Raw genomic sequence first — 25,380 nt, 5'->3', positions numbered from 1 at the left:
TCCTAGGCCGCCGCGCGGGTGCGGTAGAGGCGGCGCGACCAGAGGTAGCCGGCCACGCCGAGCGCCGCGCAGCAACCGGTCGCCCACGCCGCGTCCGCTCCGTCCGGCGCCCCGCCGAGCAGCCCCCGGATCAGATCCATGACCGGCGTGAACGGCTGGTGCGCGGCGAACCACCGCAGCCCCGCGGGCATCGTGTCGACGGGGACGAACCCGCTGCCCACGAAGGGCAGCAGCACGAAGACCGTCGGCAGGTTGCTCGCCGTCTCCGGGTCCGGGCTGGCCAGCCCCAGCGCCACCGTGAACCACGTCAGCGCGTACGAGAGCAGCCCGAGCAGCCCCGCGAGGCAGACCCAGTCCGCCGCCGACGCGCCCGTCCGCAGCCCGAGTACGAAGGCCACCGCGCCGACCGCGGCGAGCGCCAGCGCGGTCTGGATCATCGCGGCGAGCACGTGGCCCGTGAGCACCGAGGACTTCGCGATGGGCATGGTGCGGAACCGGTCGATGATGCCGTCGGTCATGTCGTTGGCGACGAGCACGGCGGTGCCGATGGACACGCTCGCGACCGTCATCGTGAGGATCCCGGGGGCGATGTACGTGAGGTAGGAGCCGCGGTCGCCGCCGGGGAGTCCCGAGCCCATGGTGCCGCCGAAGACGTACGTGAACAGCAGCAGGAAGAGCAGCGGCTGGCCGACGAGCATGATCGTCATGGACGGGTAGCGGGCCATGTGGCGCAGGTTGCGGCGCAGCATGGTCGCGGAGTCGCGCAGGACGTACGTGCCGGGGGCGCTCATGCCCGTACCTCCCGGGCGGCGGCGGCGTGGCCGGTCAGGGCCAGGAACACGTCGTCCAGGTCCGGGGTGTGCACCGCGAGCCCGGTGACCGACCCGTCGTCGTCGAGGCCCGCCAGCAGCCGCCGCAGCGCGCCGAGGCTGCCGTCGTACGGCACGGTGACGGCCGGGGCCGCCGGGTCGGCCACCGCGCCGGGCAGCCGGCGCGCCAGCTCCGCCGCCCGCGCGGCGTCGGCGGCGTGCAGTTCGACGTGGCCGCCGGTGACGCGGCGCTTCAGCTCGGCCGCGGTGCCCTCGGCGACGAGCCGGCCGCCGTCGAGCACCCCGATGCGGTCGGCGAGCCGGTCCGCCTCCTCCAGGTACTGCGTGGTGAGGAAGACGGTGGTCCCGTCGGCGACGAGTTCGCGGACGACGTCCCACAACGCGCGGCGGCTGCGCGGGTCGAGTCCCGTGGTCGGCTCGTCGAGGAAGATCAGCCGCGGCCCGGACACCAGGGTCATCGCCAGGTCGAGCCGCCGCTTCATGCCGCCGGAGTACGTCGCGGCCCGCCGGTCGGCGGCGTCCGCGAGGCCGAAGCGGGCGAGCAGCCCGGCGGTGACGGCGGCGGCGCGGGGGCGTGCGAGGTGGCCGAGGTCGGCCATGAGGCGCAGGTTCTCGCGGCCGGTGAGCAGCCCGTCGACGGCGGAGAACTGGCCGGTGACGCCGATCGCCGCGCGCACCCGGGCGGGTGCGCGGCGGATGTCGTGGCCGGCGACCCGCGCGGTGCCGGCGTCGGCGGGGAGGAGGGTGGTGAGGATGCGGACGGTGGTGGTCTTGCCGGCGCCGTTGGGGCCGAGCAGGGCGTAGACGGTGCCGGCGGGCACGGTGAGGTCGACGCCGGCGAGGACCTCGCGGCCGCCGTACGCCTTGCGCAGTCCCGCGGCCTCGACGGCGGGGGTTCTCGTGGTCATGGCGCCATGCTCGGAGGCTGACCCTGCGTCGGGGTCAAGGGCGGCGGCGCGGGCGGCTGCCGGAGGGGCGCCCTACACTGGCCCGTGCAGCCGGTTCGCCCCGTCCGCCAGGCGGTGGCGTCGCAAGAGGGAACCCGGTGGGAATCCGGGACTGCCCCGCAGCGGTGAGCGGGAACGACCGCCGTCATACGCACTGGATCCGCCGGATCCGGGAAGCGACGGCCAGTAGGCGCCCGTGCGCGCGAGTCGCGTACGGACCTGCCCGCGAGTCCGAAGACCTGCCCGCTGCCCGTGCGCGGGCCTTCCGTGCGCGGACATCCCGGTGACCTTCGAGGGCGGGTCGGCGCACGTGACGTACGAGGCAGGCATGCGGAATTCCGCCGGGCGGTACCGGCGGGGACGTGCCGCGCCGCCTCCTTCGCGGTTGTCTCCCCCTCTCCTTCCGGTCCCGGGATCTCAGGGATTCATCTCGCGAAGGAGATCTCCGTGACAGCGAAGTCCGCAGCCGCGGCGGCACGGGCGACCGTGTACGGCTACCCCCGGCAGGGCCACCACCGGGAGCTGAAGAAGGCGGTCGAGGGCTACTTGAAGGGCCGGGTCACCGCCGGCGAACTCCGCGCCACCGGCGCGGAGCTGCGCCGCGCCACCTGGCGGGAGCTGGCCGGCGCCGGCGTCCACGAGGTGCCGACCGGCGACTTCTCGTACTACGACCACATGCTCGACACCACCGTCATGGTCGGCGCGATCCCCGGCCGCCACCGCGCCGCCGTCGCGGCCGAACACCTCGCCGGCTACTTCGCCATGGCCCGCGGCACGCAGGACGCGGCGCCGCTGGAGATGACGAAGTGGTTCGACACCAACTACCACTACCTCGTGCCCGAGCTGGGCCCGGACACCGTCTTCACCGCCGACGCGGCCAAGCAGAAGGACGAGCTGGCCGAAGCCCTGGCGCTCGGGCTCGGCACGGCGCGGCCCGTGCTCGTCGGGCCCGTGACGTACCTGCTGCTCGCCAAGCCCGCGCCCGGCGCGCCCGCGGACTTCGAGCCGCTGTCGCTGCTCGACCGGCTGCTGCCGGTGTACGCGCAGGTGCTGGCCGAGCTGCGCGCGGCCGGCGCCGCGTGGGTGCAGCTCGACGAGCCGGCGCTCGTCCAGGACCGTACGCCCGCGGAACTCGCCGCCGCCGAGCGCGCCTACCGCGACCTCGGCACCCGCGCCGACCGCCCCTCGCTCCTCGTCGCCTCGTACTTCGGCCGCCTCGGCGACGCCCTCCCGGTGCTCGCGAAGGCGCCCGTCGAGGGCCTGGCGCTGGACTTCACCGGCGCCGCCGCCGCGCAGCTCGACGCGCTGGCCGCCGCCGGCGGGCTGCCCGGCAAGCGGCTCGTCGCGGGCGTCGTGGACGGCCGCAACGTGTGGGCCTGCGACCTGGAACGGGCCCTCGCCACCCTCGGCACCCTCCTCGGGCTCGCCGACCGCGTCGACGTCGCCCCGTCCTGCTCGCTGCTGCACGTGCCGCTCGACGCCGCCGCGGAGCGGGACATCGACCCGCACCTGCTGCGCTGGCTGGCGTTCGCCCGGCAGAAGACCGCCGAGGTCGTCACGCTCGCGCGCGGGCTGGCCCACGGCACCGGCGCCATCGCCGCCGAACTCGCCGCCGGCCGCGCGGGACTGGCCGCCCGCGCCGCCTCCCCGCTCACCCGCGACCCGGCCGTCCGCGCCCGCACCGCCGCCGTCACCGCGGCCGACGCCCGCCGCCCCGCGCCGTACGCCGAGCGCGCCGCGGCCCAGCGGGCGCGGCTGCGGCTGCCGCTGCTGCCGACGACGACCATCGGCTCCTTCCCGCAGACGGCCGAGCTGCGCGCCGCCCGCGCGGACCTCCGCGCCGGGCGGCTCGGTGCCGGGGGCTACGAGGAGCGGATCGCGGCGGAGATCCGCGAGGTGGTGGCGTACCAGGAGCGGGCCGGGCTCGACGTGCTCGTGCACGGCGAGCCCGAACGCAACGACATGGTGCAGTACTTCGCCGAGCGGCTGACCGGCTACCTCGCCACGCGGCACGGCTGGGTGCAGTCGTACGGCACCCGCTACGTCCGCCCGCCGATCCTGGCCGGCGACGTCTCGCGCCCGGAGCCGATGACGGTCCGCTGGACGACGTACGCGCAGTCGCTGACGGACCGCCCGGTCAAGGGCATGCTCACCGGGCCGGTCACGATGCTGGCGTGGTCGTTCGTCCGCGACGACCTGCCGCGCGCCGAGACCGCCCGGCAGGTGGCGCTCGCGCTGCGCGACGAGGTCGCCGACCTGGAAGCGGCGGGCACGGCGGTCGTGCAGGTCGACGAGCCGGCGCTGCGCGAGACGCTGCCGCCGCGCGCCGCGGACCGGCCGGCGTATCTGGCGTGGGCGACGGAGGCGTTCCGGCTGACGACGGGCGTCGCGCGCGCGGACACGCAGATCCACACGCACATGTGCTACGCGGAGTTCGGCGACATCGTGGCGGCGATCGACGACCTCGACGCGGACGTCATCAGCCTGGAGGCGGCGCGCTCGCACATGCAGGTGGCGTACGAGCTGGCCGGGCACGGCTATCCGCGTCAGGCGGGTCCCGGCGTGTACGACATCCACTCGCCGCGGGTGCCGGGCACGGCGGAGACGGTGGCGCTGCTGCACACCGGGCTGCGGGCGATCCCGGCCGAGCGGCTGTGGGTGAACCCGGACTGCGGGCTGAAGACCCGCGGGTGGGCGGAGACGCGGGCGTCGCTGGAGAGCCTGGTGGCGGCGGCGCGGCAGGTGCGGGCGGAGCTGCGGGGGTGACGTAGCGGCAGGGGGCGGGCGCTGACGCCCGGGTACGGGCCGGGTGCCGGCGGCCGTACGCGCCGGGCGCCGGCATGCCGCCGGCGCTCCGGCGCGGGGGGGCCGGCCCGCGTCAGGCGTCCGCCCCCTGCGCCTGCCCGGGGGAGGGTCGTCCGGCGAGGGGACCAGGCGTGGGTGTGTTGGTCGTCGATGGTGCAGCGGGCTGCCGATAGCTTCTTGGGGCGGTGTTTGTGCGGGCACGGCGGCGAGGGCGGCCGTGATGCGGCACTGAACACACCTGGGTGCGTGGCGAGGCGTGACATGGGGTTGTGGAGGCAGCCGTGGCGGAGTCACGAGACAACGACCGGCTGGCCGCGCGCCTGGTGGCGGTGGGGGCACTGGGGTTCGTGCTGGTGATGCCACCGCTGCTGGCGCAGTTCGACCGCATGGACCGGGTCTTCGGTGTCCCGGTCCTCTGGGCGTACGTGTATCTCGTCTGGGCGATCGTGATCGGCCTGGTCGCCCTCATCGGCACCAGATCCAGGTAGTGCTGTGCTCCGGGCCGAGGTCGTCGTCGCCGTTTCGGTGGTGTACCTCGGTCTGCTCTTCGCCGTGGCCTTCTACGCCGATCGGAGGGCGGACGCCGGCCGGAGCCTGATCAACAACGCCACGGTCTACGCCCTGTCCCTCGCGGTGTACGAAACCGCATGGGCGCTCTACGGCAACGTGGGCGGCGCCGCCGCGACCGGTGTCGGCTTCCTGGGCCTCTATCTGGGGCCGGTGATCATGCTCGCGCTCGGCTGGCCGGTGCTGCTCCGGATCATCCGGATCAGCCGCCGGCACCGGGTCACGTCACTGGCCGACTTCGTCTCCGCCCGCTACGGCAAGAGCGCGGTGCTGGGTGGCCTGGTCACGATCATCGCCGTGGTGGGGATCGTTCCGTACATCTCGCTCCAGCTCAAAGCGGTCTCCGACACCTTCGAGATCATTCGCCGGTATCCCGAGATCGCCGCTCCCTCGGAGATGGACCAGGTCCCGCTCCTCCAGGACACCGGGCTGTACGCGGCGCTGCTGCTCGCCGCGTTCACCATCCTCTTCGGCACCCGCCACCTGGACACCGCGGAACGCCACGAGGGTCTGGTCGCCGCCGTCGCGTTCGAGTCCGTGGTGAAGCTCGCGGCGCTCCTCACGGTCGGGATCTTCGTGACCTTCTGGATGTTCCGGGGGTTCGACGACCTGTTCTCCCAGGCGGCGCACGCCGACCTCACCCAACTGTTCACCCTGCACGGGCACACCAGCTACGGCACCTGGGTCTGGGTCATGGTGCTGTCCATGCTGTCGATCGTGCTGCTGCCGCGGCAGTGGCAGGTCACCTTCGTCGAGAACGTCGACGAGAAGCACCTCAAACGCGCGATGTGGCTCTTCCCGCTGTACCTGCTCGCGAACACCTTCTTCGTGCTTCCGCTCGCGGCGGGTGGCCTTCTGCGGCTCGGAAAGGCCACCGACCCCGACACCTACGTGCTGGCCCTCCCGATGGCCGCGGGCCAGCAGGCACTCGCGCTCTTCGTCTTCATCGGCGGCCTCAGCGCGGGCGCCGCCATGATCGCCGTCGAGAGCATCGCACTCAGCACCATGGTGTCCAACTCGCTCGTGATGCCGCTGCTGCTGCGCGGCAGGTCCCGGCTGGTCCGCCGGGACGATCTCACCGGCCTGGTCCTGGGCATCCGCCGCACGGCCGTCGTGCTGATCGTGCTGCTCGGCTTCGCGTACTTCCGGCTCGCGGGCGAGGGGCGGGCGCTGACGTCGTTCGGACTGGTGTCGTTCGCGGCCGTGGCACAGTTCGCGCCCGCGATCATCGGCGGCCTGTTCTGGAAGGCCGGCACCCGCCGGGGCGTGCTGGCGGGTCTCGTGGCGGGGTTCGTCATGTGGGCCTACACCTTGCTGCTGCCGAGCTTTGCCGAATCCGGGCTGCTGCCCGCCTCGTTCCTGCACGAGGGCCCGTTCGGCATCGAGCTGCTCCGGCCGCAGCGGTTGTTCGGCCTGGCGGGAATGGACCCGGTCGGCCACGCGATGTTCTGGAGCGCGCTGGTGAACATCGGCGGGTATGTGGCCGTCTCGCTCGCCGACCGGCCGAATGCCGCCGAGCAGGCGCAGGCGGTGCAGTTCGTCGACATCCTCGCCGAGCCCGCCAGCGAACGGCGCTGGCGGGCCCATGCCACGGTCGGCGCCCTGCAGACGATGCTGGAGCGCTTCCTCGGGCGGGAGGGCGCCGAGCGGACGCTGCGCGCGTACCCGGGGACGGCGCCCGAATCGCCGAAGGCCGAGGCGCCCGCGGAGCTGATCCATCACGCGGAAGCCCGGCTCTCCGGCACGGTCGGGGCGGCGTCCGCGCGGCTCGCGGTCGACGCGGTGGTCGGGCAGGAACCCGTCCGCACCGACGAGGTGATGGAGATGATCGGCGAGGCGTCGCAGAGGGTCGAGCTGGTCCGGCAACGGCTGGAGTTCCTCTACGACGCGACCAGCAGCGTCGGCACCACCCTCGATGTGACGCATACGGCCGAGGAGTTGGCCCAGGTCTCGGTTCCGGGCTTCGCCGACCACGTCACCGTCGACCTGCCCGAGGCCGTGGTGCGCGGTGACGAACCGGGGATCGCCGGCGGCGACAGCGGCCCGCGGATACGGCGCACGGCCGTCAGCCATATCCATGACGACGCTCCCTTCTTCCCCATCGGCGACCTGATCACCTTCGCGCCGTCCTCGCCACCCGCCCGCAGCATCGAGACCGGGCAGGCGATCCTGGTGCCCCGGCTGCGTGAGTCCCTGGGGTGGCGGGAGGTCGATCGCGCACGGGCCTCACGCATCCTGGACCACGGAGTCCATTCGCTCATCACGGCGCCGCTGCGCGCCCGCGGTGTGCTGCTGGGCGTCGTCAACTTCTGGCGCTCGGAGAACCCCGAGCCCTTCGAGCAGGACGATCTCTCCCTCGCGGCCGAACTGGCCGCCCACGCCGCCGTCTCCCTCGACAACGCACGCCGCTACACCCGCGAGCACGGCATGGCCGTGGCCCTCCAGCGCAGCCTGCTCCCCCGCACCCTGCCGGAACAGAACGCCGTCGAAGTCGCCTACCGCTACCTCCCCGCGCAGGAAGGCGTCGGCGGCGACTGGTTCGACGTGATCCCCCTGTCCGGCGCCCGGGTCGCCCTGGTGATGGGCGACGTCGTCGGCCACGGACTGCACGCCGCCGCCACCATGGGACGGCTGCGCACCGCCGTGCACAGCTTCTCCTCCCTCGACCCACCGCCCCACGAACTCCTCGGCCACCTCGACGAACTGGCCACCCGCACCGACCAGGAACTGGTCGCCGCCGGCGGCGAGACCACCATCACCGGCGCCACCTGCCTGTACGCCGTCTACGACTCCGTGACCCACCGCTGCGCCATCGCCCGAGCCGGCCACCCGGCACCGGCCCTCGCCCGCCCCGACGGCACCGTGGAGTTCCTGGACGTCCCCTCGGGCCTTCCCCTCGGCATCGGCGGACTGCCCTTCGAATCCGTCGAACTGCACCTGCCCGAGGACAGCAGACTCGTCCTCTTCACCGACGGCCTCGTCGAACGCCGCGACCAGGACATCGACACCGGACTCGACATCCTGCGCCAGACCCTCGCCACCGCCGGTCACACCCCCGAGGAGACCTGCGACGCCGTACTCGACGCACTCCTCCCGCCCGTGCAGAGCGACGACATCGCCCTGCTCGTCGCCCGGACCCGCGTGCTGGGGAGCGAACAGGTCGCGCAGTGGGACGTCGAGCCCGACCCCGCGGCCGTCCACCGCGTACGCGCCGCCGTCTCCACGCTCCTCGCGGAATGGGAGCTGGAGAACCTCCAGGAGAACACCGAGCTGATCCTCAGCGAGCTGATCACCAACGCCATGCGCCACGGCGTCGGGCCCATCAAGGTACGGCTGCTGCGCGACCACACGCTCACCTGCGAGGTCTACGACCACAGCCTCACCTCGCCGCACCTGCGCTACGCCGCCACCATGGACGAAGGCGGACGAGGTCTCTTCCTCGTCGCCCAGCTCACCTCACGCTGGGGAACCCGCTACACCCAGGACGGCAAGGTCATCTGGGCCGAACAGCCCGCACCGGGGCCGCCCGGCACCTGACCGGCCCGGCCGTCGCCGCCGCCCGCGTACCAGCGGAGGGACCCCGCCGAGGCCGGCTGACCACCGGTCCCCGGCCCGGACACGCGTCAGTCCGCCGGCGGGACCCGGGTCTCCTGGGCCAGCCGGCGGGTGAGGAGCCGGCGCGGGCCGGGTCCCGTGTCGCCGAGGCGGTCGTCGCGGTTGCGGAGCAGGCAGCGCTCCAGCGACAGGCAGCCGCAGCCGATGCAGTCGGTCAGCCGGTCCCGCAGCCGCACCATCTGGTCGATGCGGATGTCGAGTTCGTCGCGCCAGGCCGCCGACAGCCGCGCCCAGTCCTCCTGCGTCGGCGTGCGCTCGTCGGGGAGCGTCCGCAGCGCCTCGGCGACCGTGCGCAGCGGGATGCCGACCCGCTGCGCGGTGCGGATGAACGCCACCCGGCGCAGCGTGTCCCGGGGGTAGCGGCGCTGGTTGCCGGGGGTGCGGCGGCTGCGGATGAGGCCCTTGCCCTCGTAGAAGTGCAGGGCGGTGACGGCGACGCCGGAGCGGGCGGCGAGCTGGCCGACCGTGAGCTCCTTCGCGTCGAAGGGTGGCTTGTCCATTCCGGCAGGCTAGCCCTTGACCTCGATGATGGTCGAGGTTTGAGACTGGCCGCCATGACCACTTCCCACGCCCCGGCACCGGGGCAGGAGCAGGGCAGGCGGCGGCGCCGACTCGGGCTCGCCGTGCTCGCGCTGCCCGCACTGCTCGCCTCCCTCGAACTGACCGTCACCAACCTCGCGCTGCCCGCCATCGGCCGCGACCTCGGCGCCGGCAGCACCCAACTGCTGTGGACCGTCGACATCTACGCCTTCCTCCTCGCCGGCTCCCTCATCACCATGGGCGTGCTCGGCGACCGCATCGGCCGCCGCCGGCTGCTGCTCTACGGGGCCGCCGGCTACGGTGCCGCCTCGCTGCTCGCCGCGTACGCCGTGAACGCGGAGATGCTCATCGCCGCCCGCGCCCTCATGGGCGTCGCGGGCGCCACCCTCATGCCGTCGACGCTGGCGCTGGCGGCGGCGCTCTTCCCCGGGCCGCGGGAGCGGACGACGGCCATCGGCGTCATCGTGGCCAGCGTCTCGGGCGGCACGGCGATCGGGCCGCTGGTGGGCGGCTGGCTGCTGGAGCGGTTCTGGTGGGGTTCCGCGTTCCTCCTCGGCGTGCCCGTGATGGCGGTGCTGCTGGTGCTGCTGCCCGTGCTGCTGCCGGAGTCGCGCGGCCCGGCGGGGCGGCGGGTGGACGTGCTCAGCTCGCTGCTGTCGCTGGCCGCGGTACTGCCGGTGGTGTACGGGCTGAAGCAGATCGCCGCCGAGGGCGCGGGCGCGGTGCCCGTCGCGGCGGTGGCGGCGGGGGTGCTGGTGGCGGTGGCGTTCGTACGCCGCCAGCGGGCGCTCGCCGACCCGTTCGTGGATCTGCGCCTCTTCGCGGACCGTACGCTCGCCACCGCCGCGGCGACCCTGGCCGCCGGGATCTTCGTGCTCTGGGGCTCCAACTACGCGCTCGCGCAGTACCTCCAGCTCGTGGAGGGTCTGTCACCGCTGGACGCGGGGCTGTGGACGGCGCCGTCCGCGCTCGGCGTGATCGCCGGCTCCACGCTGGCGCCGAGACTGGCCCGCCGGTACGAGCCCGCGCGGATCATCGCCGCCGGGCTGGCGCTCTCCGCCGCCGGATACGGGGTGCTGACGCAGACCGGCGGCGCGCATGCGCTGCCGGTGCTGGTCACCGGCGCGGTGATCGTGTCGGCGGGGCTGGGGCCGATGATGGCGCTGGCCACCGACATGGTCGTCGGCGCGGCCCCGCCGGAGCGGCAGGGCGCGGCGGCGGCGATCTCGTCCACGGCGCCGCAGTTGGGCGGCGCGCTGGGCATCGCGCTGCTGGGCAGCGTGATCACGGCGGTGTACCGGGGGCGTACGGACGGGGCGGTCCCCGAGGGCGTACCGGCGGACGCGGCCGGGGCGTTCGAGGACGACCTGAGCGCGACGGTCACCGCGGCGGAGCGGCTGCCGGGGCCGGCGGGCGGCGAACTGCTGGGCGCGGCGCGGGCGGCGTTCGAGACGGGGTTCCAGGTGGCGGCGGTCGTGTGCGCGGCGCTGACGGTGGCGACGGCGGTGCTGGTGGCGCGGGCCGGTGTGCGGGGGAAACGACGCGTAAGTCCGTAACCATGCGTGACGCCCGCAGCCCGCCCGCCCGCACGGTCCGGGTGCGGAGAGCGTACGAGGACGGTGCGCCCTGGTCCGGCCTGCCCGTCGCCGCGCGCGACGGCGCCGCGGACACCGCGGCGCCGTCGTTCGACGACTACTACCCGGCGCAGCGGGACTACGTCACCTCGCTGACCTGACCGCCGCGGGTGCCTCCGGCTCGTCCTCCCGCGGGAAGAACGGCAGGTCGATAAAGACGCGGTCGGCCGCCGCCAGGATCTCCCCGGCGTCGTCCACCGGCGGGTGGATGTACCCGTTGATCTGCTCCTTGACGAACGCGCCGTCCGCGCCCGTCGCCATGACCGCGCGGTCCCAGCCCCGGGTGAACACCCCGCCGGCGCCGCCCAGATAGAGGCAGGTGACGTACGGGGCGGGGGTGAACGGCCGCGGCGGTATCCCCAGCAGGTCCGCCGCCGCGTTGTAGCCGGCGACCTTGCCCAGCGGCGTCGCGTGCTGGCACGCCTGCATCACGGTGTGCTCCGCGTCGTACGGCGCCGCCGCCGTGTCCCCGGCAGCGAACACCTCGGGCAGCGCCCGCAGCCACTCGTCGACGGGCACCCGGCCGAGGTGGTCGAGGTCGCCGGGGTCGGCCACGAGCTGCCGGGTCAGCTCCTGGGCGCGGAGCCCGGTCGACCACACCACGGCGTCCGCGTCGACCCGTTCGCCGCCGGAGAGCACCGCGTAGCCGTCGCCGACCTCCGTCACCGAGGTGCCGAGCCGCCGCTCGACGCCCAGTTCGTCCAGCGCCGCCTCGATCGCCGCGCGGGGCCCGGGGCCCAGGGGCTCGCCGACCGTCTCCGCGGTGTCCACGAGCAGCACCCGGCCGCGCCCCGCCAGCTCCGTCGCCGCCTCCAGGCCGACGAACCCGGCGCCGACCACCACGGCCGCGTAGCCGTCGCGGCCGCGCAGGTGGCCGGTGAGGCGGCGGGCGCCGGCGAGGGTGTCGATGTCGAAGAGCCGCTCGGCGCCGGGCAGGCCCGCGGGCGGCACCAGCCGGCTGCCGGACGCCAGCACCAGCCGGTCGTAGCCGATCTCCGTGCCGTCCGCCACGACGACGCGGCGTCCGGTGTCGATGGTGCTGACCGTCGCGCGTACGTGCGCGACGCCGATCGGGCCCAGGATCCGGTCCAGCGCCACCGTCGCGCGATCGGGCTCCGGTTCGTACAGCCGCGGGCGCAGCACCAGGCGGTCGTCGGGCGCGATGAGCGTGATGCGCAGATCCGCGTCCCCGCGGGCGAGCGCGGCGCCCGCCGCGCTCCACACGCCGGCGAAGCCCCCGCCGATGATCACGACATGGTTCATCGTGTGGTCCTTCCTCAGCTTGCTCGGTACGGACCCTCCCGGGGGAGGATCCGCAGGGAGACAAGACAGGGGGCTCAGATGTGACCGAGGGCGGCGACGGGGCCGAGTTTGTCGGGGTTGGCGAGCCGGCGGATCGCGGTGAGACGGCCGTCGGCGACCTCCACGGTGTCGAGCCAGACGGGCCGGCCGTCGCGGTACGTGGCGAGCGCGGGCTCCCCGTTGACCTCGACGAGGCGGACGGCGTCGGGGCGCGCGATCCGTACCGAACGGACCGCGAGCAGCGCGATCGTCTCCGCGCCGCGCACCGGCCGGCGTGCGGCGGTCGCCCTGCCGCCGCCGTCGCCGACGTACACGGCGTCGGGGTGCAGCAGCGCGACCAGCCCGGCCATGTCACCGGCCTCGGCGGCGGCCTTGAACGCCCGCAGGACGCGCTCGGTCTCGGCCCGGGAGGCGTCCGGCCGCCGCCCGTCGGCCCGCACCCGGGCGCGCGCCCGGGAGGCGAGCTTGCGGGCGGCGGCGGGGGTGGTGCCGAGCACGTCGGCGACGCGGGCGAAGGGGAAGTCGAAGACGTCGTGCAGCACGAACGCGACGCGCTCGGCGGGCGTCAGCCGCTCCATCAGCACGAGCATCGCGGTGCCGACGGACTCGTCCACGAGCACCTGCGCGGCGGCGTCGGGCCCGGTCGGCAGCGGCTCGGGCAGCCAGGGCCCGACGTACGCCTCGCGCCGGACGCGGGCGGACTGCAGCACGTTGTACGAGGTCCGCGCGGCGACGGTGACCAGCCAGGCGCGCAGGTCCCGCACCTGGGCCAGATCCGCCTCGGCGGCCCGCAGCCACACGTCCTGCGTCACGTCCTCGGCCTCGGCGACGGACCCGAGAATCCGGTAGGCGGCGCCGAACACGGCGGGCCGGTGCGCCCGCCAGTCCGCGTCGCTCAACGCCCGGGTGGCCTCCACGGGTCACGGCCTCCTCACACCGGCGCCTGCCTGCGTCTGCAGTGTATGCAGACGCAGGCAGGCGCTCGTGAGCCGGGGACGACCGCCCGGCGCGGGGTCAGTCCCCGGAACCGGCGATGGCGGTGACGCGGATCTCCACGCGCATGTCGGCGAGGCCGAGGACCGTGACGCCGGTCTCGGTCCAGATCGGCTCGCGGCCGCCGAGGCGACGGCGGAACTGCTCGGCCATGACCCTGTTGTGGTCCTCGCCGATGGCGTCGTCCCCCGGCGCGACCTTGTGGTACGAGTTGACGTGGATGACGTCCTTCCAGGTGGCGCCGACCGTGGCGAGCGTGCGCTCGACGTTGTCGAAGGCGCGGACGATCTCCTCCTCCAGCGAGTCGGGGATGACCAGGTCGTCATCGACCCCTGCCTGGCCGGAGATCTCGACCCGGTCGCCGACGCGGACCGCCCCGCTGTAGCCGAGGGCCTTGTTCAGCTTCTCGCCGTAGCCCGGAACGACGCCGAAGGTGACGGTGCTCATGATGCTCCCACTTCCTGTGCCTAGGGGTGCGCTTCCTCTCGCATGAGTTCACGCGTAAAGTGATACTAGCAAGCGATGACTTCAAGCGCAAAGTGATAGCCGGCGCGCCGGAGAGACGGGAAGGTCCATGAGCAGCACGGAAGGGCCCACGAGGAACACGGGCGAGGACGGGGACGACGCGGAGCTGCGATGGCTCGACGAGCAGGAGAAGGCGGCGTGGACGGGGCTGATCTCGCTCGTCCTGCTGCTGCCCGGCAAGCTGGAGCCGCCGCTGCGGCAGGAACACGGCCTGACCCTGTTCGAGTACCTCGTGCTCAGCCATCTCTCCGAGGCCCCGCGGCGCAAGCTGCGGATGGGAGAGCTGGCCTTCCTCGCCAGCGGGTCGCTCTCCCGCCTGTCCAACGTCGTCAAACGCTGTGAGCAGCGCGGCTGGATCGTACGATCACCCGACCCGGCCGACGGCCGCTACACCCTCGCGGAACTCACCGACGCCGGCTTCGGCATCGTGCGGCAGGCGGCGCCCACGCACCTGCGCTCCGTACGCCGCGTCGTCCTCGACTCGCTCAACGCGGCCGACCAGAAGGCCCTCACCCGCATCGCGGAGAAACTCCGCATCGTCCCCGACGGCCTGGGCTGAACAGCCGGGGGCGGCCCCCGCGGGCGGCGGCTCCGGGAGCCGCCCCCGGCGTCAGCCCGCCACCCGGTGCAGCCGGCCCGCGACCAGCTCCGTCATGCGGACGAACCCGTCCGTCCCGTACCCGAGCCCGATGACCCGCTGCGCCTGCCCCGCCGCCGCCCGCATCACCCCGGCGTCGATGCCGTGGCTCTCGGAGGTCGCGATGATGTGCTTCATCGACGACGCGGACGACGTGATCGGGTTGGCCTCCCCGGAGTAGTCCTCCGCCGCCACCCCCGCGGCCATCCCCTCGATGGCCTCCGGCAGGATCGCGCCGATGCCCTTCGCGAACGGCGCCAGCTCGGCCGGGCCGACCCCCTCCGCCCGCGCGACGGCCAGCGCGTGCGCGCAGCCCGCCATCGTGGTCCAGAAGATGTCCAGCAGCGCCACGTCGTACGCCGCGGCCCGGCCGAAGTCCTCGCCGAGGTGCGTGTGGGCGCCGCCGAGCGCGGCGAGCACCGGCTGGTGCTCGCCGTAGAGGTCCTTCGGGCCGCTGTAGATGAACACCCCGTGCGGTGTGCCGATCGTGGACGTCGGCGTCATGATCGCCCCGTCGAGGTAGCGGATGCCCTGGTCCGCGGCCCAGGCCGCCGCGTCGCGGGCCCGCTCGGGGGTGTCGGCGCTGAGGTTCGCGACCGTACGCCCCTTCAGTGCCGCGGCGACGTCCTCGCGCCGCAGCACCGCGTCGGAGGCGTCGTAGTCCACGACGCACACCACGGTCAGGTCGCTCGCCGCCACCGCCTCCGCGGCCGACGCCGCGCGCCGCGCGCCCCGCCCGACCAGCTCGGTGTCCCGGCCCGGCGTCCTGTTCCAGACCGTCGTGCGTACCCCGGCGGCGACGAACGCGCCGGCCAGGGCCCGTCCCATCGGGCCCAGCCCGAGGACCGTGACGGCAGACTCTGCGGACATGACTAACCTCCATAAGTGACGACAGGGAAAAGGGACACGTGGTGACCATGGGGGTGCCATGACGCGCAAGCTCGCTCAGAACACGAACGTCTGCGGAGTGACCGCCGCGATCGCCGTGATCGACGGCAAGTGGAAGACGACCCTGCTCTGGCTGCTGGAGACCCGCCCCCACCGCCCCGGCGAACTGGTCCGCCGGCTGCCCGGTCTCACCGAGAAGGTGCTGACGCAGGCGCTGCGCGAGATGGAGGGCGACGGTCTGGTGCACCGCGAGGTGCACGAGGGGCTGCCGCTGAAGACGGTCTACTCCCTCACCGACTTCGGCCGCGACCTCTCCGTGGCGCTGGCCCCGCTCTCCGACTGGGGCCACCGCCGCCTGGACAACCTCACCGGAGCCGCGGCGGCTCCCTGATCACCTCCGTTTCGCGTCTGCCTCCAGCGTCGCGCCCCGGCGGCGGCGTGCCAAGTACCCACAAAAAGGTGGGTACGGCCGTACGGGGCACCCGCCACCGCACGACACCGCGGGGGCGTCCGCCGTCCGGACACCCCCGCGGGCCGCGCGCGGCGGGTCAGTCGATGCGGACGGGGCCGCTCTTGGCGCCGTTGCCGCCGAAGTTGCATATCGACGGCGCCATCACGTGCGCCGGGCTGGACCAGCCGGCGCACTGGTACGTGGAGTGGCCGTACCAGTCGTGGCCGAACTCGTGCGCCGCCAGCAGCGCGTCGTCGTTCACGCCGCCCATGAAGAGCGCGATGCGCTGGCCCGCGCCCCAGTTGCAGCCGACGATGTTGCCGCCGCCACCGCAGTCGGTGATGTAGCTGTTGCGGCACTCGACCGGGGTGCCGCTGCCGGACGTGCGGTCCAGGTTGGCCCAGGCCGCGGCGCCCTGCGCGATGGCGCCGGCGTAGGCGTTGCAGGACGAGGTGAGGTAGTAGCTGCGGTCGGTGGGCACCGGCCAGGCGTTGGCTCCGAAGTCGCGGCCCTGCGGGCCCTCGGCCGCCAGCGCCTCGAACTCCTTCGCGGTGATGCCGTGGCCCTCGCCGGGCTTGCCCTGTGCCGCGTGGCCGGCGTGGTCGTGCGCGGACGCCTCGACGACCGCGGCGCCGCGGGCCTCGGGCGCGGGCGCCGCCTGCGCGCCGGGGCCGACGACCGCCGCGGCCAGCGCGGCCACGGCCACGAGTACCGATCTCAGGAGTACCTTGCTCCGCATGGCGCTCTCCTCTGCTGGTGGGGGATCCGGGGCGGCGCGCCGCCCGTTCACAGAGATCGCATGTCCGCGGCCGCAGAACAATCCGGGAAAGGGTACGTAGGCGGTACGTATTCATTGCCCGCGCCGCCCGGAGCCTCCGCTCGCCCCGCGGCCTCCGCCACCTCCGACCGCGAGCCGACGTGCAGCTTCCGCAGCAGCTTCGCCACGTGCTGCTCGACGGTGCGCGGGGAGAGGAACAGCACGTCGGCGATCTCCCGGTTGGTGTGGCCGAGCGCCACGAGCCGGGCCACTTCGCGCTCGCGCGGGGAGAGCTGGTCGCCGTAGCCGCGGCGGCCCCGGCGGGAGGGGAGGGGGACGTTGTGGCCGCGGAGCACGCGGCGGCAGCGGGCGGCGTCACGGATGGCGCCGAGGTCGGTGAACTGCTGGGCGAACGCGGCGAGTTCGCGGGCCGGTTCGGGGCCGGTGGCCGCCGGGAGGCGGCAGCGGGCCGCCGCCTCGCCCGCGCGGGCCGCCGAGTACGGCTGCGGCAGGGCCGCGTACGCCCGTTGCGCCGCCGTGAAGAGCCCCGCCGCCTCCTCCGGCCGCCGCCGTCCCGCCGCCACGATCCCCCGGCACGCCCGCAGCGCCGCCGCCGCCAGCGGCGCGTCCCGGCCCGCGATGCCCGCCGCCAGCTCCGCCGTGACCTCCTCCGCCGCCCGCAGCTCCCCGGCCCGTACGAGCGCCGTGACCGCCGGCGGCGCCAGGTCGCCCGCCCACGGCCAGATGTCCTTGCGCCGGATCCGCGCGAGCCCCCGCTCCGCCTCCGCGCGCGCCCGCTCCGGGTCGCCGCGGGCGGCGAGCAGCCGGGTCATGGCGCCGGCGGCGGTGGCGAGCACCGGCGCGGGCGCGTTGCGCGGGTCGGCGAGCCCGGCCGCCGCCAGCTCCGCCGCCGCCTCGTCCCACTCCCCCAGCGCCGACGCCAGCAGCCCCAGCACGAGGTGCGCGTCGGCGGCGATGCTGGAGACGCCCTGCACCGTGTCGAGGGTGTGCCGGCAGCGCTCCGCGAGCCCGCGCCAGCGGCCCGCGTACCACTCCAGGCGCAGCGCCGTGCCCTCCACGATGCCTTCGAGGAACGCCGCCCCGCACTCCGCAGCCAGCCGCCGCCCCTCGCCGCGGTAGCGCTGCGCCGCCTGGTAGTGGCCGAGGCAGGTGGCGGCGTCGGCGAAGTTGCCGCAGGCGCGGGCGACCTGGCGCCGGTGGGTGCCGGGTCCCGGACCCGCGACGAGGCCGTCGGCCTCGGCCCGGACGGCGGGGTCGCCGAGGCTCATGCGCAGGGCCAGGTGGTTGCCGCGTACGGCGGTACGGACCGCGGGGTCGGACTCGTGCGCCACCAGCGCCTCCGCCCGCGCGATCCACGCCTCGTAGACCTGCCGCGGGTGGTCGCCCCAACTCGGCATCGCCAGCGCCGCCATGCCGCGGGCGGCGAGCGCGGGCCGGGCGTGCAGCTCCGCCACGGCGACCTCGGTGCTGACGCGGCCCTCCTCGTAGCGTCCCGCCTGGTTGTAGAGGAGCAGGCCGAGGTTGAGGCGGATCTCGCCGCGTACGCCCTCGGGGATGTGGCGGTCGCGGACGATGTCGTGGAGCAGCGCGGTGGCCCGGTGGTGGGTGAGCCCGACGACGGCGTCGCGGCTGAGGTCGACGGCGATACGGGCGCGCTCGGGGCGGCCCAGCCGCCCGTCCGACAGCAGTTCCTCCAGCACCCCCACGGCGAGCGCCAGATCGCCCATCTCGCGCGCGGAAGCGGCGGCGGCCTCGGCGTAGCGCTGCCACCGGGCCGGCTCGCCGCCGTGGTGCGCGTGGTACGCGAGCTGGATGAGGGGCTGCGGGTCCTCGGCGGCCAGGGCGCGCATCGCCTGCCGGTGGAGGCGGCGCCGGTCGGGGCCGAGGAGACCTGCGTAGACGGCCTGCTGGGCGAGGGCGTGGCGGAAGCCGTAGCGGTCCTCGCCCCACTCGTGCAGCACGCCGGCGCGGAGCGCCTCGCGTACGGCGGCGGAGTCGGCGGGCGCGGCGGGCTGCCCGGGGGTGCCGCGGACGACGGCGGCGATGAGCGCCTCCCCGGCGGGCACGCGGAGGACGGAGGCGGCCCGTACCGCGTCGGCGGCGGCGGGGGAGAGCACGCTCATCCGGTCGGCGACGGCTTCCTGGAGGCGGGTGGGGACGGGCATGCGGGCGAAGGCGGCGTGTGGGGCGCCGTGTTCGGGGCCGCCGTGCGGGGCGCCGTGTTCGGCAGCAGGCAGGGCCCGTACGACCTCCTCGACGACGAAGGGGATGCCGGCGGTGCGGCGGTGCAGCTCGGCGGTGAAGGCGTCGGACGACTCCGCCGCCCCGGTCAGGGCGGTGAACATGCCGCGTACGCCGTGGACGTCGAGGGGCCGCAGGGGGATGACGACGGCGGTGGTACCGGGCGGCTGCCGGTACGCGCGGCCCAGCGGGAGCCCGCTGCCGGGCAGGTCCTCGCGGCGGTAACTGAGCACGGCGGACAGCCCGTCGGGCGGATCGTCGACGAGGAAGCGCAGCAGGTCGCGGGTGCCGTCGTCGGTCCAGTGCAGATCCTCGACCACCATCACGGTCTCGCCCGCGGCGTCCAGCAGGGCCCGTACGGCACGGAAGAGCCGGTGCCGCCGGGCCCGTAAGTCGCTGAGCAACTCGGGCGCGGGCGGCAGCCGGTCGGCCAGCTCGGGCAGATACGCGCGCAGGGCACCGCACACGGGGCTCAGCGCGGTGGGCAGGCCGCCGGCGAGATGCCGCAGCAGATCGAAGACCGGCCCGTACGGAAACGGCTCCCGCAGCGGCCGGCACCCCCCGAGCAGCACCCGCCGCCCCCGCACGGCGGGATCCCGTAACGCCTCCCGGATCAGCCGCGTCTTCCCGATCCCGGCCTCGCCCTCGACCATCGCCACGGACGGCGCCCGCGTGACGGCATCCACGAGCGCGCCCAACTCCCGCGCCCGGCCGACGAGCACGGGCGCTTCCGCGGGGCGCGGAACGGTCACGGTCATGAGCGCCTCCGGCCGGTGGGGTCCAGCGACGCGCGGGGCGGGGGTGTGCGCGGCGCGTCGCGGCGGCAACAGCGTGAAGGTAAGCGTCAGCGCACACCCCGAGCAAGACCGGCCCGGGATGTCACATCGCGGGCCCCGCGCCCGTCCTAGAGGAAGACAGCGGGTTCGCACGCGACCGAGGGGGGACGTCATGGAGCATCCGGCGCGCTCGCCCGGCGCCGGCGCGAACCCCTTCGCCCACGAGACAGTGGGTGGCGTGAGCCCACCGCCGGGGCCCCACGCCACCCACTCCCCACCCCGGTCGCCCTGACCGGGCCCAGGACCGAGTGGCGCGGCACCTTCCCCCGGGGTGCCGTGCCACTCTTCTCATCCGGGGAACCGCCGGGCGCCTTCCCGCAGCCGCGCGGCGAAGACCTCGGAGGCGTCGCCGGAGATCGAGGCGAGGGCGACCATGCTCGTCACGATCACCTCGCACAGCGCCGCGCAGACGTCGTCGATGGTGTGGGTCTTACCCTTCCGCGGATCGGCCCCCATCAGCCCGTGCACGGATGCGGCCACCTCCCCGTACGCCTCCCCGACCTCCAGAATCCGCAGCAACCGCCCGGTCCGCCCCTGCACGGGACTCTCGTCGTCCAGCCACGCGCACAGCCGCTCGATCGTGGTCCAGGTCTCGTCCATGACAGTCCTCGGTGTGGGGTCCGGCAGATCCGCGGGCGGCGGCAGGGAGATCGACCCGCCAACGTCCTTCACGAGCCGCCTCCGAAGACGTCGACGTCCGCCCACACCCGCTTACCCCACGGCATCGGCTCGGCCCCCCAGGCGGCAGAGAACCCGGCCACCGCGGCCAGCCCCCGCCCCGACTCGTCTTCCCCGCCCGCCTCGACGACCCGCGGCATGGCCCGCGACCGGTCGACGACGGCCACCCGCACGCGCCGCGGCCCGATCCGGGAGACCCTGACGTGCACGACCTCAAGCCGCGCGTGCCGCACCGCGTTGGTCACCAGCTCGCTCACGACGAGACACGCGTCCTCGGCCCCGGCTTCCAGCGCCCACGCCCGCAGCGAGGCGGAGACAAGCCGGCGCGCCCTGGCCACCGACGCCTCGGTACGCGGCAGGGTCACGCCGTAGGCGGGCAGATCACGGGCGGTCGGCTCGGTCACCCTCGTCACGTGTGTTTCGTGCATGGGCAGAACCTAGGGGCGCGCTACGTGACCGGACAGGGACGCTCTGTGCCATTCCCAGGCGGGAGTGGGACGCGGTGTCCTACCCGTCCACGCGCAGACGGGCGGCCAGTTCGGTGATAGGGGCCGTGCGGCGGGGTTCGCGGGTGCGGAGGTCGGTGACCAACTGGCGGGTCGTGCCGTGGTAGCGCATCCACTCCGGGGCGTCCCGTTCCGCGGCCAGCAGGGCGTCGGTCGCGCGGGCGTCCTGGGCGAGGTTCGCGTGGGCGAGCGCGCGGTCGACGTGGAAGCGGGCGCGCCAGGTGGGGGGCAGGGCGCGTACGCCCGGGATCGTGCGTGCGGCGGTGACGGCCTCGTGGCTCTTGTCCATCTCCACCAGGAAGTTGACCTTCGCCACGCCCGCGTTCGCCGGGCCGAAGGGGGTGGCGTAGTCGAGCCGGTCCTCGCCGATGCGGGCGGCGGCAGCCGAGGCCAGGCGCAGCAGGTCCTCCACCCGGTCGTACCGGGACTCGCCCTGCCGCGCGCAGGCCGTCGCCGCGCGGAGCAGCAGGATCCCCCACAGCGACAGTTCGACGGGCCGCGACCGGAAGCCCGGGTCGATCGCGTCGGCCTGGGCCAGCGCGACGTGTTCCGCGTCCTCCAGCCGGCCCTGCCGGGTGAGGATCCACGCGAGCGTCGAGGCGCCGATTGCCTCCAGGTACGGGTCGTCCGAGCGCCGGGCCGCGTCCGTCGCGCGCTCCATCGCGGTGAACGCGGCGTCCTCCTTGCCGAGCGCGGCCAGCGTGGTCGCCGCGACCTGGTACGCCTCGGCGAGCACCGCGCAGGCCGCCGAACGGGCGGTGCCCTGCTGCACGTCGACCGCGGCGCGGGCGTCGCGGATCAACTGCGGGAGCAGCGCGCCGATCTCGCCGATGTGGCCGTCCCGCCGGATGCGTTCCGTGGCGCGCAGCGCGGCCCGCAGCGCGCTCACCGTCGGCGGGTCCTCGGGCTGCGGCTCCTCGCCGAGCAGGTCCGACACGGGGGCCACGGCCTGCCGTAGGGCGAGGACCGAGGGGGCGTCGCCTTCGGCGTGCGCTTCGAAGGTGGTGGGCTGGCCGATGAGCGCGGAGGTCTCGACGTCGAGCGCGCGCGCCAGCCTGTTGAGCGTGGAGAGCCGGGCGGAATGGCGCCGGTTCTGCTCCAGCTTCCGTACGGTGTCGACCGAGACGCCCGCGCGCTCCGCGAGCCCCTCCTGCGTCAACTCCCGCCGCACCCGCAGCCGCCCGACCCGGTCACCGATGGACTCGCCGTACCCCATGGACACCTCCGCGATGCGGATTCCCCTCCCTACGCTACCGCTCACGTCCGACACCTGGAGGAACCACGCATGACGGCACACCCGATCGAGCTTCGCGTCGCCACCACCCTGCCAGCCGTCCGCAGTGACCTGCTCGACGTCTACGCCGCCGTCCGTGCCCCGCTCCTCCACCTGCCGAACTACGCCGTCACCGCCTTCGGCGAGCGTCTGGACCGGCACGGGGCCGAGCCCGGGTTCACCGCCGTACTCGCCTACGCCGAGGGGCAGCCCGTCGGGTACGCCTACTGCAACACCATCGAACGGGGCGACCGCTACTGGCAGCGCACCGACCCGGAACCCGCGGACGCCTACACCGCCCGCCCGGCCACCGCGCTCAAGGAGATCGGCGTACGGACCCCCTGGCGCGGCACCGGCACCGCCCGGCGCATCCACGACGCGCTGCTGGCCACCCGGAGCGAGCCGTACGTCACCCTCATGGTGAACGCGGCGGCGGGCGACGGAAAGGTGCATGCCCTCTACGAGTCGTGGGGGTACGACGACATCGGCCGGAGCCAGCCCTCCGCGGCATCGCCGCTCCTCGCCGTGATGGTCCGCGCGCGAGTGCGCTGATACGGCGCCGTGCCCGCCCCCGGGCGGGGTGGCGTACGCCACAGGGGTGGAGTGTCACGCATCGGGGGCCGGCGGACTCTTCATGGAAACCGGGTCGCATCCGCGTGGCTCGGTGCGGGAAAGGAGTCCGGTCGTGGCGGAGCGTGCGGGGCAGGGGAAGGTGGCTCTGGTCACCGGGGGGAACAAGGGGATCGGGCGGGCCGTCGCCGAGTTGCTGGCCGCCCAGGGGGTTGCCGTCGTCGTCGGGGCGCGGGATGCGCGGCGCGGAGAGGAGGCCGCGGCGGCGATTCGCGGTGGGGCGGGGGACGCGGAGGCCGTGGTGCTGGACGTGACCGATCCGGACTCCGTACGGGCTGCCGCCCGCTGGATCGAGGCGCGGTTCGGGCGGCTCGACGTGCTCGTCAACAACGCCGGCATCAGCGGGTCCGGGCAGGCGGCGCCCGAGGACGCCCTCGACCGGGTGCCCAGCGCCGTCGACGTGGAGCGGGTCCGCGCGGTGTTCGACACCAACGTCTTCGGGGTGATCACCGTGACCAACGCGGTGCTCCCGCTGCTGCGGCGGTCCACGGCCGCGCGGATCGTCAACCTCTCCAGCCACGCCGCCTCGCTCGCGATGACCGCCACCGTCGGCGGGCCGCTGTCGGAGCTGCCGTCCGCGGCGTACTCGCCGTCCAAGACGGCGCTGAACGCGCTGACGCTGCAGTACGCGAACGAGCTGCGCACGGAGAACATCCTCGTCAACTCCGCCGCCCCCGGGTACGTCGACACGGACATCAACGGGCACAGCGGCTTCCTCACCCCGGCCCAGGGCGCCGCCGTCGTCGTGCGCCTGGCGACCCTCGGCGACGACGGCCCCACCGGCGGGTTCTTCAGCGAGGACGGGCCGCTTCCCTGGTAGCCCCGGGCACCGCCGGCCCGCGGGCGTCAGTAGACGATGCTGAGCGCCGAGAGGTCCGTCTCCAGCTCGGTGGCCGTGACCTCGCCGTCCTCGACCGTGAACCGGAAGGCCACCCGGGGGTGGCCGTTCTGGACCCAGACCAGGCCCGCGGCGCCGTCGATGAGGGCGGGGATCGGGGTCCAGGTGCGTACCGTGCAGACGCGGGTGACGGACTCCGTGCCGCGGACCTCCGTGGTGCCGATGACGGCGTCGCCGCCGCGGTGTTCCGCCGGGGCGGGGTGCGGGGCGGCCTCGCCCGCGGGGCCGGGGGAGGCGGGCGGGGTCTCCGCCGCGGGGCGGCGGTCGGGGTGGTTGGGGTCCAGGGCCGTCAGCATGGCCCGGAAGTCGCCCCCGCGGGACGCCGCGAGGAACGCGCCCGCGATGTCCGCGCCGGTCGTCGCCCCGGCGTCCGTCCCGGAGCCGAACGGGCCCCTGTCGTTGCCGGTCCCGCCGTATCCCGCCGCCGTGCCGGGACGGCGGGCGCTGCCCGCCAGTTCGCGGTTCGCCAGCGCCGCCAGCGCGGCGATCTCCTCGAACGGCGCCGCGAACATGTCCTGGAGCACGTACGCCAGCCGCTCGGGCGGCAGCAGCGTCTCGCACACGACCAGCAGGGTCACGCGTACGGACCGGGGGAGGTCCGCCGGCGGTCCGCTCACTTCGGGCATCTCCACGACGGGCCCCGACCGGAGCATGTGCAGCGTGACCTGCGCGACGGTCGTGCGCATGCGGCCGTCGAGGCCGTCCGCCGCCACGCCCGCCACGCCCGGCGCACCCGCCGCGCCCGCCACACCGGCGGCACCGGGCACGCCGCGGCCCAGCCTCGTCCACTCCTCCCGGCCCGCCTCCTCGGCGGGGCCGAGCAGCCGGTACGCCAGCGGGCGCAGGCCCGGGCGGTCGGTCTCGAAACGTTCGGCCAGCCAGTCGTGTTCGTCCATCCTGTCGAGTCCTCTCGGCGACACCTCTTTCCTGATGACAGTCGAGACAGGGCCGATGTGACCGCGGAGGAGAAAATGCCGGAAAGCCGGGCGTACGGGCTGGAATGAGCAATTCCGGCCCGTACGCCCGCCACGGGGACCGCCGTCAGCCGCGCGTGCCCCACCAGTCGCGCGCCACGTACGCCGGCCGCCACTCGTCGCGGTACGCCGCGCGCACCGGCTCCGGCAGGATCGCCAGCGTCGCCGCCAGGGTCTCGTCGTCCGCGCCCTCCAGCATCCACGCCGTCAGCACCGGCCCGTCGGCGCCGCCCTTGGCCGCGTGCACGCCGCCGAAGTGCAGCAACTGCGCCGGGGTCAGCGTCCGTTCGATCAACGGGAGGGTGACGTCCTCCTCGTGCGTGAGGTGCGCGTCGAGCTTCACGGCCAGTTCGTCCGCCAGCCCCGCCAGCCGCTCCGGGCCCGTCTCGCGGTCCGCCAGGGCGGCGTCGACCGCGTCGAGGAGGGGGTCGATCCGCGCGTGCTCGTCCTCCATGGCGTCGACGACGGCAAGGTCGTCGGGACGGTTCTCCAGGGCTTCGCGGAGCGGGGGCCACAGGGCCTCGTCCTCGGCCGTGTGGTGGATGTGCAGGACCTTCTTGAAGAGTTCCCAGCCGGCCGCGGCGGCGAGGATGCGCCGCGGTTCGTCGTCGGTGCGTACGGTCGCCTTCGCGATGTGCTCCAGGTCGCGGCGGAGCGCGTGGTGCATCGCGTACATCAGCGTGAAGTCGATGGTGTCGTCGCTCATTCTCAGTTCTCCCTTGCTCACCCCTACTGACAGGACAGCCCCGCGGAATGTGAGGCGGCGCGGAGAGGTCGGCCGGAAAAGGGGTGCTGGCTGCACCGCGGGGCGGGGTGCTAGGCCCATGTCCCC

At 74.6% G+C, this 25,380-nt stretch carries 22 protein-coding genes, 1 pseudogene and 1 riboswitch; of the genes and pseudogenes, 9 read left to right on the top strand and 14 right to left on the bottom strand.

Annotation, left to right across the window (positions count from 1 at the left end):
- Positions 1-2: 2 nt before the first annotated feature.
- Positions 3-791 carry an ABC transporter permease gene (locus tag DMB38_RS17815; protein ID WP_125936021.1) on the bottom strand — a complete coding sequence of 263 codons (789 nt, stop codon included), beginning with the start codon at positions 789-791 and terminating at the stop codon, positions 3-5.
- Positions 788-1,738 carry an ATP-binding cassette domain-containing protein gene (locus DMB38_RS17810; RefSeq protein WP_125936020.1) on the bottom strand — a complete coding sequence of 317 codons (951 nt, stop codon included), beginning with the start codon at positions 1,736-1,738 and terminating at the stop codon, positions 788-790. The genes DMB38_RS17815 and DMB38_RS17810 overlap by 4 nt, the downstream gene beginning before the upstream one ends.
- Before the next feature lie 124 nt (positions 1,739-1,862).
- Positions 1,863-2,018, top strand: a riboswitch (cobalamin riboswitch).
- 206 nt (positions 2,019-2,224) lie between these two features.
- On the opposite strand from DMB38_RS17810, the gene metE reads away from it, so the two are divergent.
- The 3 genes and pseudogenes from metE to DMB38_RS17795 form a co-directional block, all read left to right on the top strand.
- Positions 2,225-4,543, top strand: a complete 2,319-nt coding sequence (metE, locus tag DMB38_RS17805; RefSeq protein ID WP_125936019.1) for a 5-methyltetrahydropteroyltriglutamate--homocysteine S-methyltransferase — start codon at positions 2,225-2,227, stop codon at positions 4,541-4,543.
- A 320-nt stretch (positions 4,544-4,863) separates the two neighbouring features.
- Positions 4,864-5,070 (top strand): hypothetical protein, encoded by a 207-nt coding sequence (locus DMB38_RS17800; protein ID WP_125936018.1) that lies wholly within the window; start codon positions 4,864-4,866, stop codon positions 5,068-5,070.
- A gap of 1,924 nt (positions 5,071-6,994) precedes the next feature.
- A pseudogene (locus DMB38_RS17795) lies at positions 6,995-8,686 on the top strand (ATP-binding SpoIIE family protein phosphatase); the annotation flags it as partial.
- Positions 8,687-8,772: 86 nt separating this feature from the next.
- Here the strand turns inward: DMB38_RS17795 and soxR are convergent.
- Entirely contained in the window at positions 8,773-9,264 is a 492-nt protein-coding gene (soxR, locus tag DMB38_RS17790; protein ID WP_125936017.1) for a redox-sensitive transcriptional activator SoxR, read from the bottom strand.
- Positions 9,265-9,318: 54 nt separating this feature from the next.
- On the opposite strand from soxR, the gene DMB38_RS17785 reads away from it, so the two are divergent.
- Together DMB38_RS17785 and DMB38_RS36155 are read left to right on the top strand one after the other, a co-directional pair.
- Positions 9,319-10,860 carry an MFS transporter gene (locus DMB38_RS17785; protein WP_125936016.1) on the top strand — a complete coding sequence of 514 codons (1,542 nt, stop codon included), beginning with the start codon at positions 9,319-9,321 and terminating at the stop codon, positions 10,858-10,860.
- Positions 10,861-10,862: 2 nt separating this feature from the next.
- On the top strand, positions 10,863-11,039 hold the full coding sequence (locus DMB38_RS36155) for a hypothetical protein (protein WP_164716035.1): 177 nt from the start codon (positions 10,863-10,865) through the stop codon (positions 11,037-11,039).
- On the opposite strand, the gene DMB38_RS17780 is transcribed toward DMB38_RS36155, so the two are convergent.
- The 3 genes from DMB38_RS17780 to DMB38_RS17770 form a co-directional block, all read right to left on the bottom strand.
- Positions 11,023-12,201, bottom strand: a complete 1,179-nt coding sequence (locus tag DMB38_RS17780; protein ID WP_125936015.1) for an FAD-dependent oxidoreductase — start codon at positions 12,199-12,201, stop codon at positions 11,023-11,025. The two genes, DMB38_RS36155 and DMB38_RS17780, sit on opposite strands and share 17 nt — an antisense overlap.
- Positions 12,202-12,275: 74 nt before the next feature.
- On the bottom strand, positions 12,276-13,157 hold the full coding sequence (gene sigJ / locus DMB38_RS17775) for an RNA polymerase sigma factor SigJ (protein ID WP_125936014.1): 882 nt from the start codon (positions 13,155-13,157) through the stop codon (positions 12,276-12,278).
- A gap of 97 nt (positions 13,158-13,254) precedes the next feature.
- On the bottom strand, positions 13,255-13,680 hold the full coding sequence (locus DMB38_RS17770) for a Rid family hydrolase (RefSeq protein ID WP_125936013.1): 426 nt from the start codon (positions 13,678-13,680) through the stop codon (positions 13,255-13,257).
- A gap of 127 nt (positions 13,681-13,807) precedes the next feature.
- On the opposite strand from DMB38_RS17770, the gene DMB38_RS17765 reads away from it, so the two are divergent.
- Positions 13,808-14,317, top strand: coding sequence for a MarR family transcriptional regulator (locus tag DMB38_RS17765; RefSeq protein WP_125936012.1), 510 nt, complete (start codon positions 13,808-13,810; stop codon positions 14,315-14,317).
- 51 nt (positions 14,318-14,368) lie between these two features.
- Here DMB38_RS17765 and DMB38_RS17760 read toward each other — a convergent pair whose 3' ends face one another.
- On the bottom strand, positions 14,369-15,265 hold the full coding sequence (locus tag DMB38_RS17760; protein ID WP_125936011.1) for an NAD(P)-binding domain-containing protein: 897 nt from the start codon (positions 15,263-15,265) through the stop codon (positions 14,369-14,371).
- A gap of 58 nt (positions 15,266-15,323) precedes the next feature.
- Between DMB38_RS17760 and DMB38_RS17755 the strand changes: the two genes are divergently transcribed.
- Complete coding sequence (locus DMB38_RS17755) at positions 15,324-15,674, top strand: helix-turn-helix domain-containing protein (RefSeq protein WP_047016902.1); 351 nt, start codon at positions 15,324-15,326, stop codon at positions 15,672-15,674.
- A 157-nt stretch (positions 15,675-15,831) separates the two neighbouring features.
- Here DMB38_RS17755 and DMB38_RS17750 read toward each other — a convergent pair whose 3' ends face one another.
- The 5 genes from DMB38_RS17750 to DMB38_RS17730 all read right to left on the bottom strand — a co-directional run bounded on the left by DMB38_RS17750 (position 15,832) and on the right by DMB38_RS17730 (position 21,989).
- Positions 15,832-16,473 (bottom strand): hypothetical protein, encoded by a 642-nt coding sequence (locus tag DMB38_RS17750; RefSeq protein WP_125936010.1) that lies wholly within the window; start codon positions 16,471-16,473, stop codon positions 15,832-15,834.
- A gap of 47 nt (positions 16,474-16,520) precedes the next feature.
- Positions 16,521-19,511 carry a LuxR family transcriptional regulator gene (locus DMB38_RS17745; RefSeq protein ID WP_125936009.1) on the bottom strand — a complete coding sequence of 997 codons (2,991 nt, stop codon included), beginning with the start codon at positions 19,509-19,511 and terminating at the stop codon, positions 16,521-16,523.
- Positions 19,512-19,877: 366 nt separating this feature from the next.
- Positions 19,878-20,261, bottom strand: coding sequence for a MazG-like family protein (locus tag DMB38_RS17740; RefSeq protein ID WP_346429509.1), 384 nt, complete (start codon positions 20,259-20,261; stop codon positions 19,878-19,880).
- Positions 20,258-20,695 carry an ATP-binding protein gene (locus DMB38_RS17735; RefSeq protein ID WP_125936008.1) on the bottom strand — a complete coding sequence of 146 codons (438 nt, stop codon included), beginning with the start codon at positions 20,693-20,695 and terminating at the stop codon, positions 20,258-20,260. Before DMB38_RS17735 ends, DMB38_RS17740 begins: the two co-directional genes overlap by 4 nt.
- A 79-nt stretch (positions 20,696-20,774) precedes the next feature.
- Positions 20,775-21,989 (bottom strand): helix-turn-helix transcriptional regulator, encoded by a 1,215-nt coding sequence (locus DMB38_RS17730; RefSeq protein ID WP_125939106.1) that lies wholly within the window; start codon positions 21,987-21,989, stop codon positions 20,775-20,777.
- A gap of 69 nt (positions 21,990-22,058) precedes the next feature.
- Between DMB38_RS17730 and DMB38_RS17725 the strand changes: the two genes are divergently transcribed.
- Positions 22,059-22,598 (top strand): GNAT family N-acetyltransferase, encoded by a 540-nt coding sequence (locus DMB38_RS17725; protein ID WP_125936007.1) that lies wholly within the window; start codon positions 22,059-22,061, stop codon positions 22,596-22,598.
- Between the two features lie 133 nt (positions 22,599-22,731).
- Positions 22,732-23,496, top strand: coding sequence for an SDR family NAD(P)-dependent oxidoreductase (locus DMB38_RS17720; protein ID WP_125936006.1), 765 nt, complete (start codon positions 22,732-22,734; stop codon positions 23,494-23,496).
- Positions 23,497-23,522: 26 nt separating this feature from the next.
- Here DMB38_RS17720 and DMB38_RS17715 read toward each other — a convergent pair whose 3' ends face one another.
- Both DMB38_RS17715 and DMB38_RS17710 read right to left on the bottom strand, forming a co-directional pair.
- Positions 23,523-24,470, bottom strand: coding sequence for a hypothetical protein (locus DMB38_RS17715; protein WP_125936005.1), 948 nt, complete (start codon positions 24,468-24,470; stop codon positions 23,523-23,525).
- Between the two features lie 145 nt (positions 24,471-24,615).
- Positions 24,616-25,254, bottom strand: coding sequence for a hemerythrin domain-containing protein (locus DMB38_RS17710; RefSeq protein WP_125936004.1), 639 nt, complete (start codon positions 25,252-25,254; stop codon positions 24,616-24,618).
- Between the last annotated feature and the right edge of the window lie 126 nt (positions 25,255-25,380).

Origin of the sequence: Streptomyces sp. WAC 06738, from assembly GCF_003945505.1 — a bacterium.
Classification (GTDB): Bacteria; Actinomycetota; Actinomycetes; order Streptomycetales; family Streptomycetaceae; genus Streptomyces.
Note: the sequence above shows the minus strand (reverse complement) of the source record. Positions and strands in the feature narration are given on the sequence as shown.

What these genes read in the sequence shown, in the direction of transcription:
- DMB38_RS36155 (WP_164716035.1), top strand. Translation starts at nt 10,863, where the DNA reads ATGCGTGACGCCCGCAGCCCGCCCGCCCGCACGGTCCGGGTGCGGAGA.
- DMB38_RS17750 (WP_125936010.1), bottom strand. Translation starts at nt 16,473, where the DNA reads ATGCGGAGCAAGGTACTCCTGAGATCGGTACTCGTGGCCGTGGCCGCG.
- DMB38_RS17755 (WP_047016902.1), top strand. Translation starts at nt 15,324, where the DNA reads ATGACGCGCAAGCTCGCTCAGAACACGAACGTCTGCGGAGTGACCGCC.
- DMB38_RS17770 (WP_125936013.1), bottom strand. Translation starts at nt 13,680, where the DNA reads ATGAGCACCGTCACCTTCGGCGTCGTTCCGGGCTACGGCGAGAAGCTG.
- DMB38_RS17760 (WP_125936011.1), bottom strand. Translation starts at nt 15,265, where the DNA reads ATGTCCGCAGAGTCTGCCGTCACGGTCCTCGGGCTGGGCCCGATGGGA.
- DMB38_RS17730 (WP_125939106.1), bottom strand. Translation starts at nt 21,989, where the DNA reads ATGGGGTACGGCGAGTCCATCGGTGACCGGGTCGGGCGGCTGCGGGTG.
- soxR (WP_125936017.1), bottom strand. Translation starts at nt 9,264, where the DNA reads ATGGACAAGCCACCCTTCGACGCGAAGGAGCTCACGGTCGGCCAGCTC.
- DMB38_RS17710 (WP_125936004.1), bottom strand. Translation starts at nt 25,254, where the DNA reads ATGAGCGACGACACCATCGACTTCACGCTGATGTACGCGATGCACCAC.
- DMB38_RS17785 (WP_125936016.1), top strand. Translation starts at nt 9,319, where the DNA reads ATGACCACTTCCCACGCCCCGGCACCGGGGCAGGAGCAGGGCAGGCGG.
- DMB38_RS17810 (WP_125936020.1), bottom strand. Translation starts at nt 1,738, where the DNA reads ATGACCACGAGAACCCCCGCCGTCGAGGCCGCGGGACTGCGCAAGGCG.
- DMB38_RS17745 (WP_125936009.1), bottom strand. Translation starts at nt 19,511, where the DNA reads ATGACCGTGACCGTTCCGCGCCCCGCGGAAGCGCCCGTGCTCGTCGGC.
- DMB38_RS17765 (WP_125936012.1), top strand. Translation starts at nt 13,808, where the DNA reads ATGAGCAGCACGGAAGGGCCCACGAGGAACACGGGCGAGGACGGGGAC.
- DMB38_RS17815 (WP_125936021.1), bottom strand. Translation starts at nt 791, where the DNA reads ATGAGCGCCCCCGGCACGTACGTCCTGCGCGACTCCGCGACCATGCTG.
- DMB38_RS17735 (WP_125936008.1), bottom strand. Translation starts at nt 20,695, where the DNA reads ATGCACGAAACACACGTGACGAGGGTGACCGAGCCGACCGCCCGTGAT.
- DMB38_RS17715 (WP_125936005.1), bottom strand. Translation starts at nt 24,470, where the DNA reads ATGGACGAACACGACTGGCTGGCCGAACGTTTCGAGACCGACCGCCCG.
- DMB38_RS17780 (WP_125936015.1), bottom strand. Translation starts at nt 12,201, where the DNA reads ATGAACCATGTCGTGATCATCGGCGGGGGCTTCGCCGGCGTGTGGAGC.
- DMB38_RS17725 (WP_125936007.1), top strand. Translation starts at nt 22,059, where the DNA reads ATGACGGCACACCCGATCGAGCTTCGCGTCGCCACCACCCTGCCAGCC.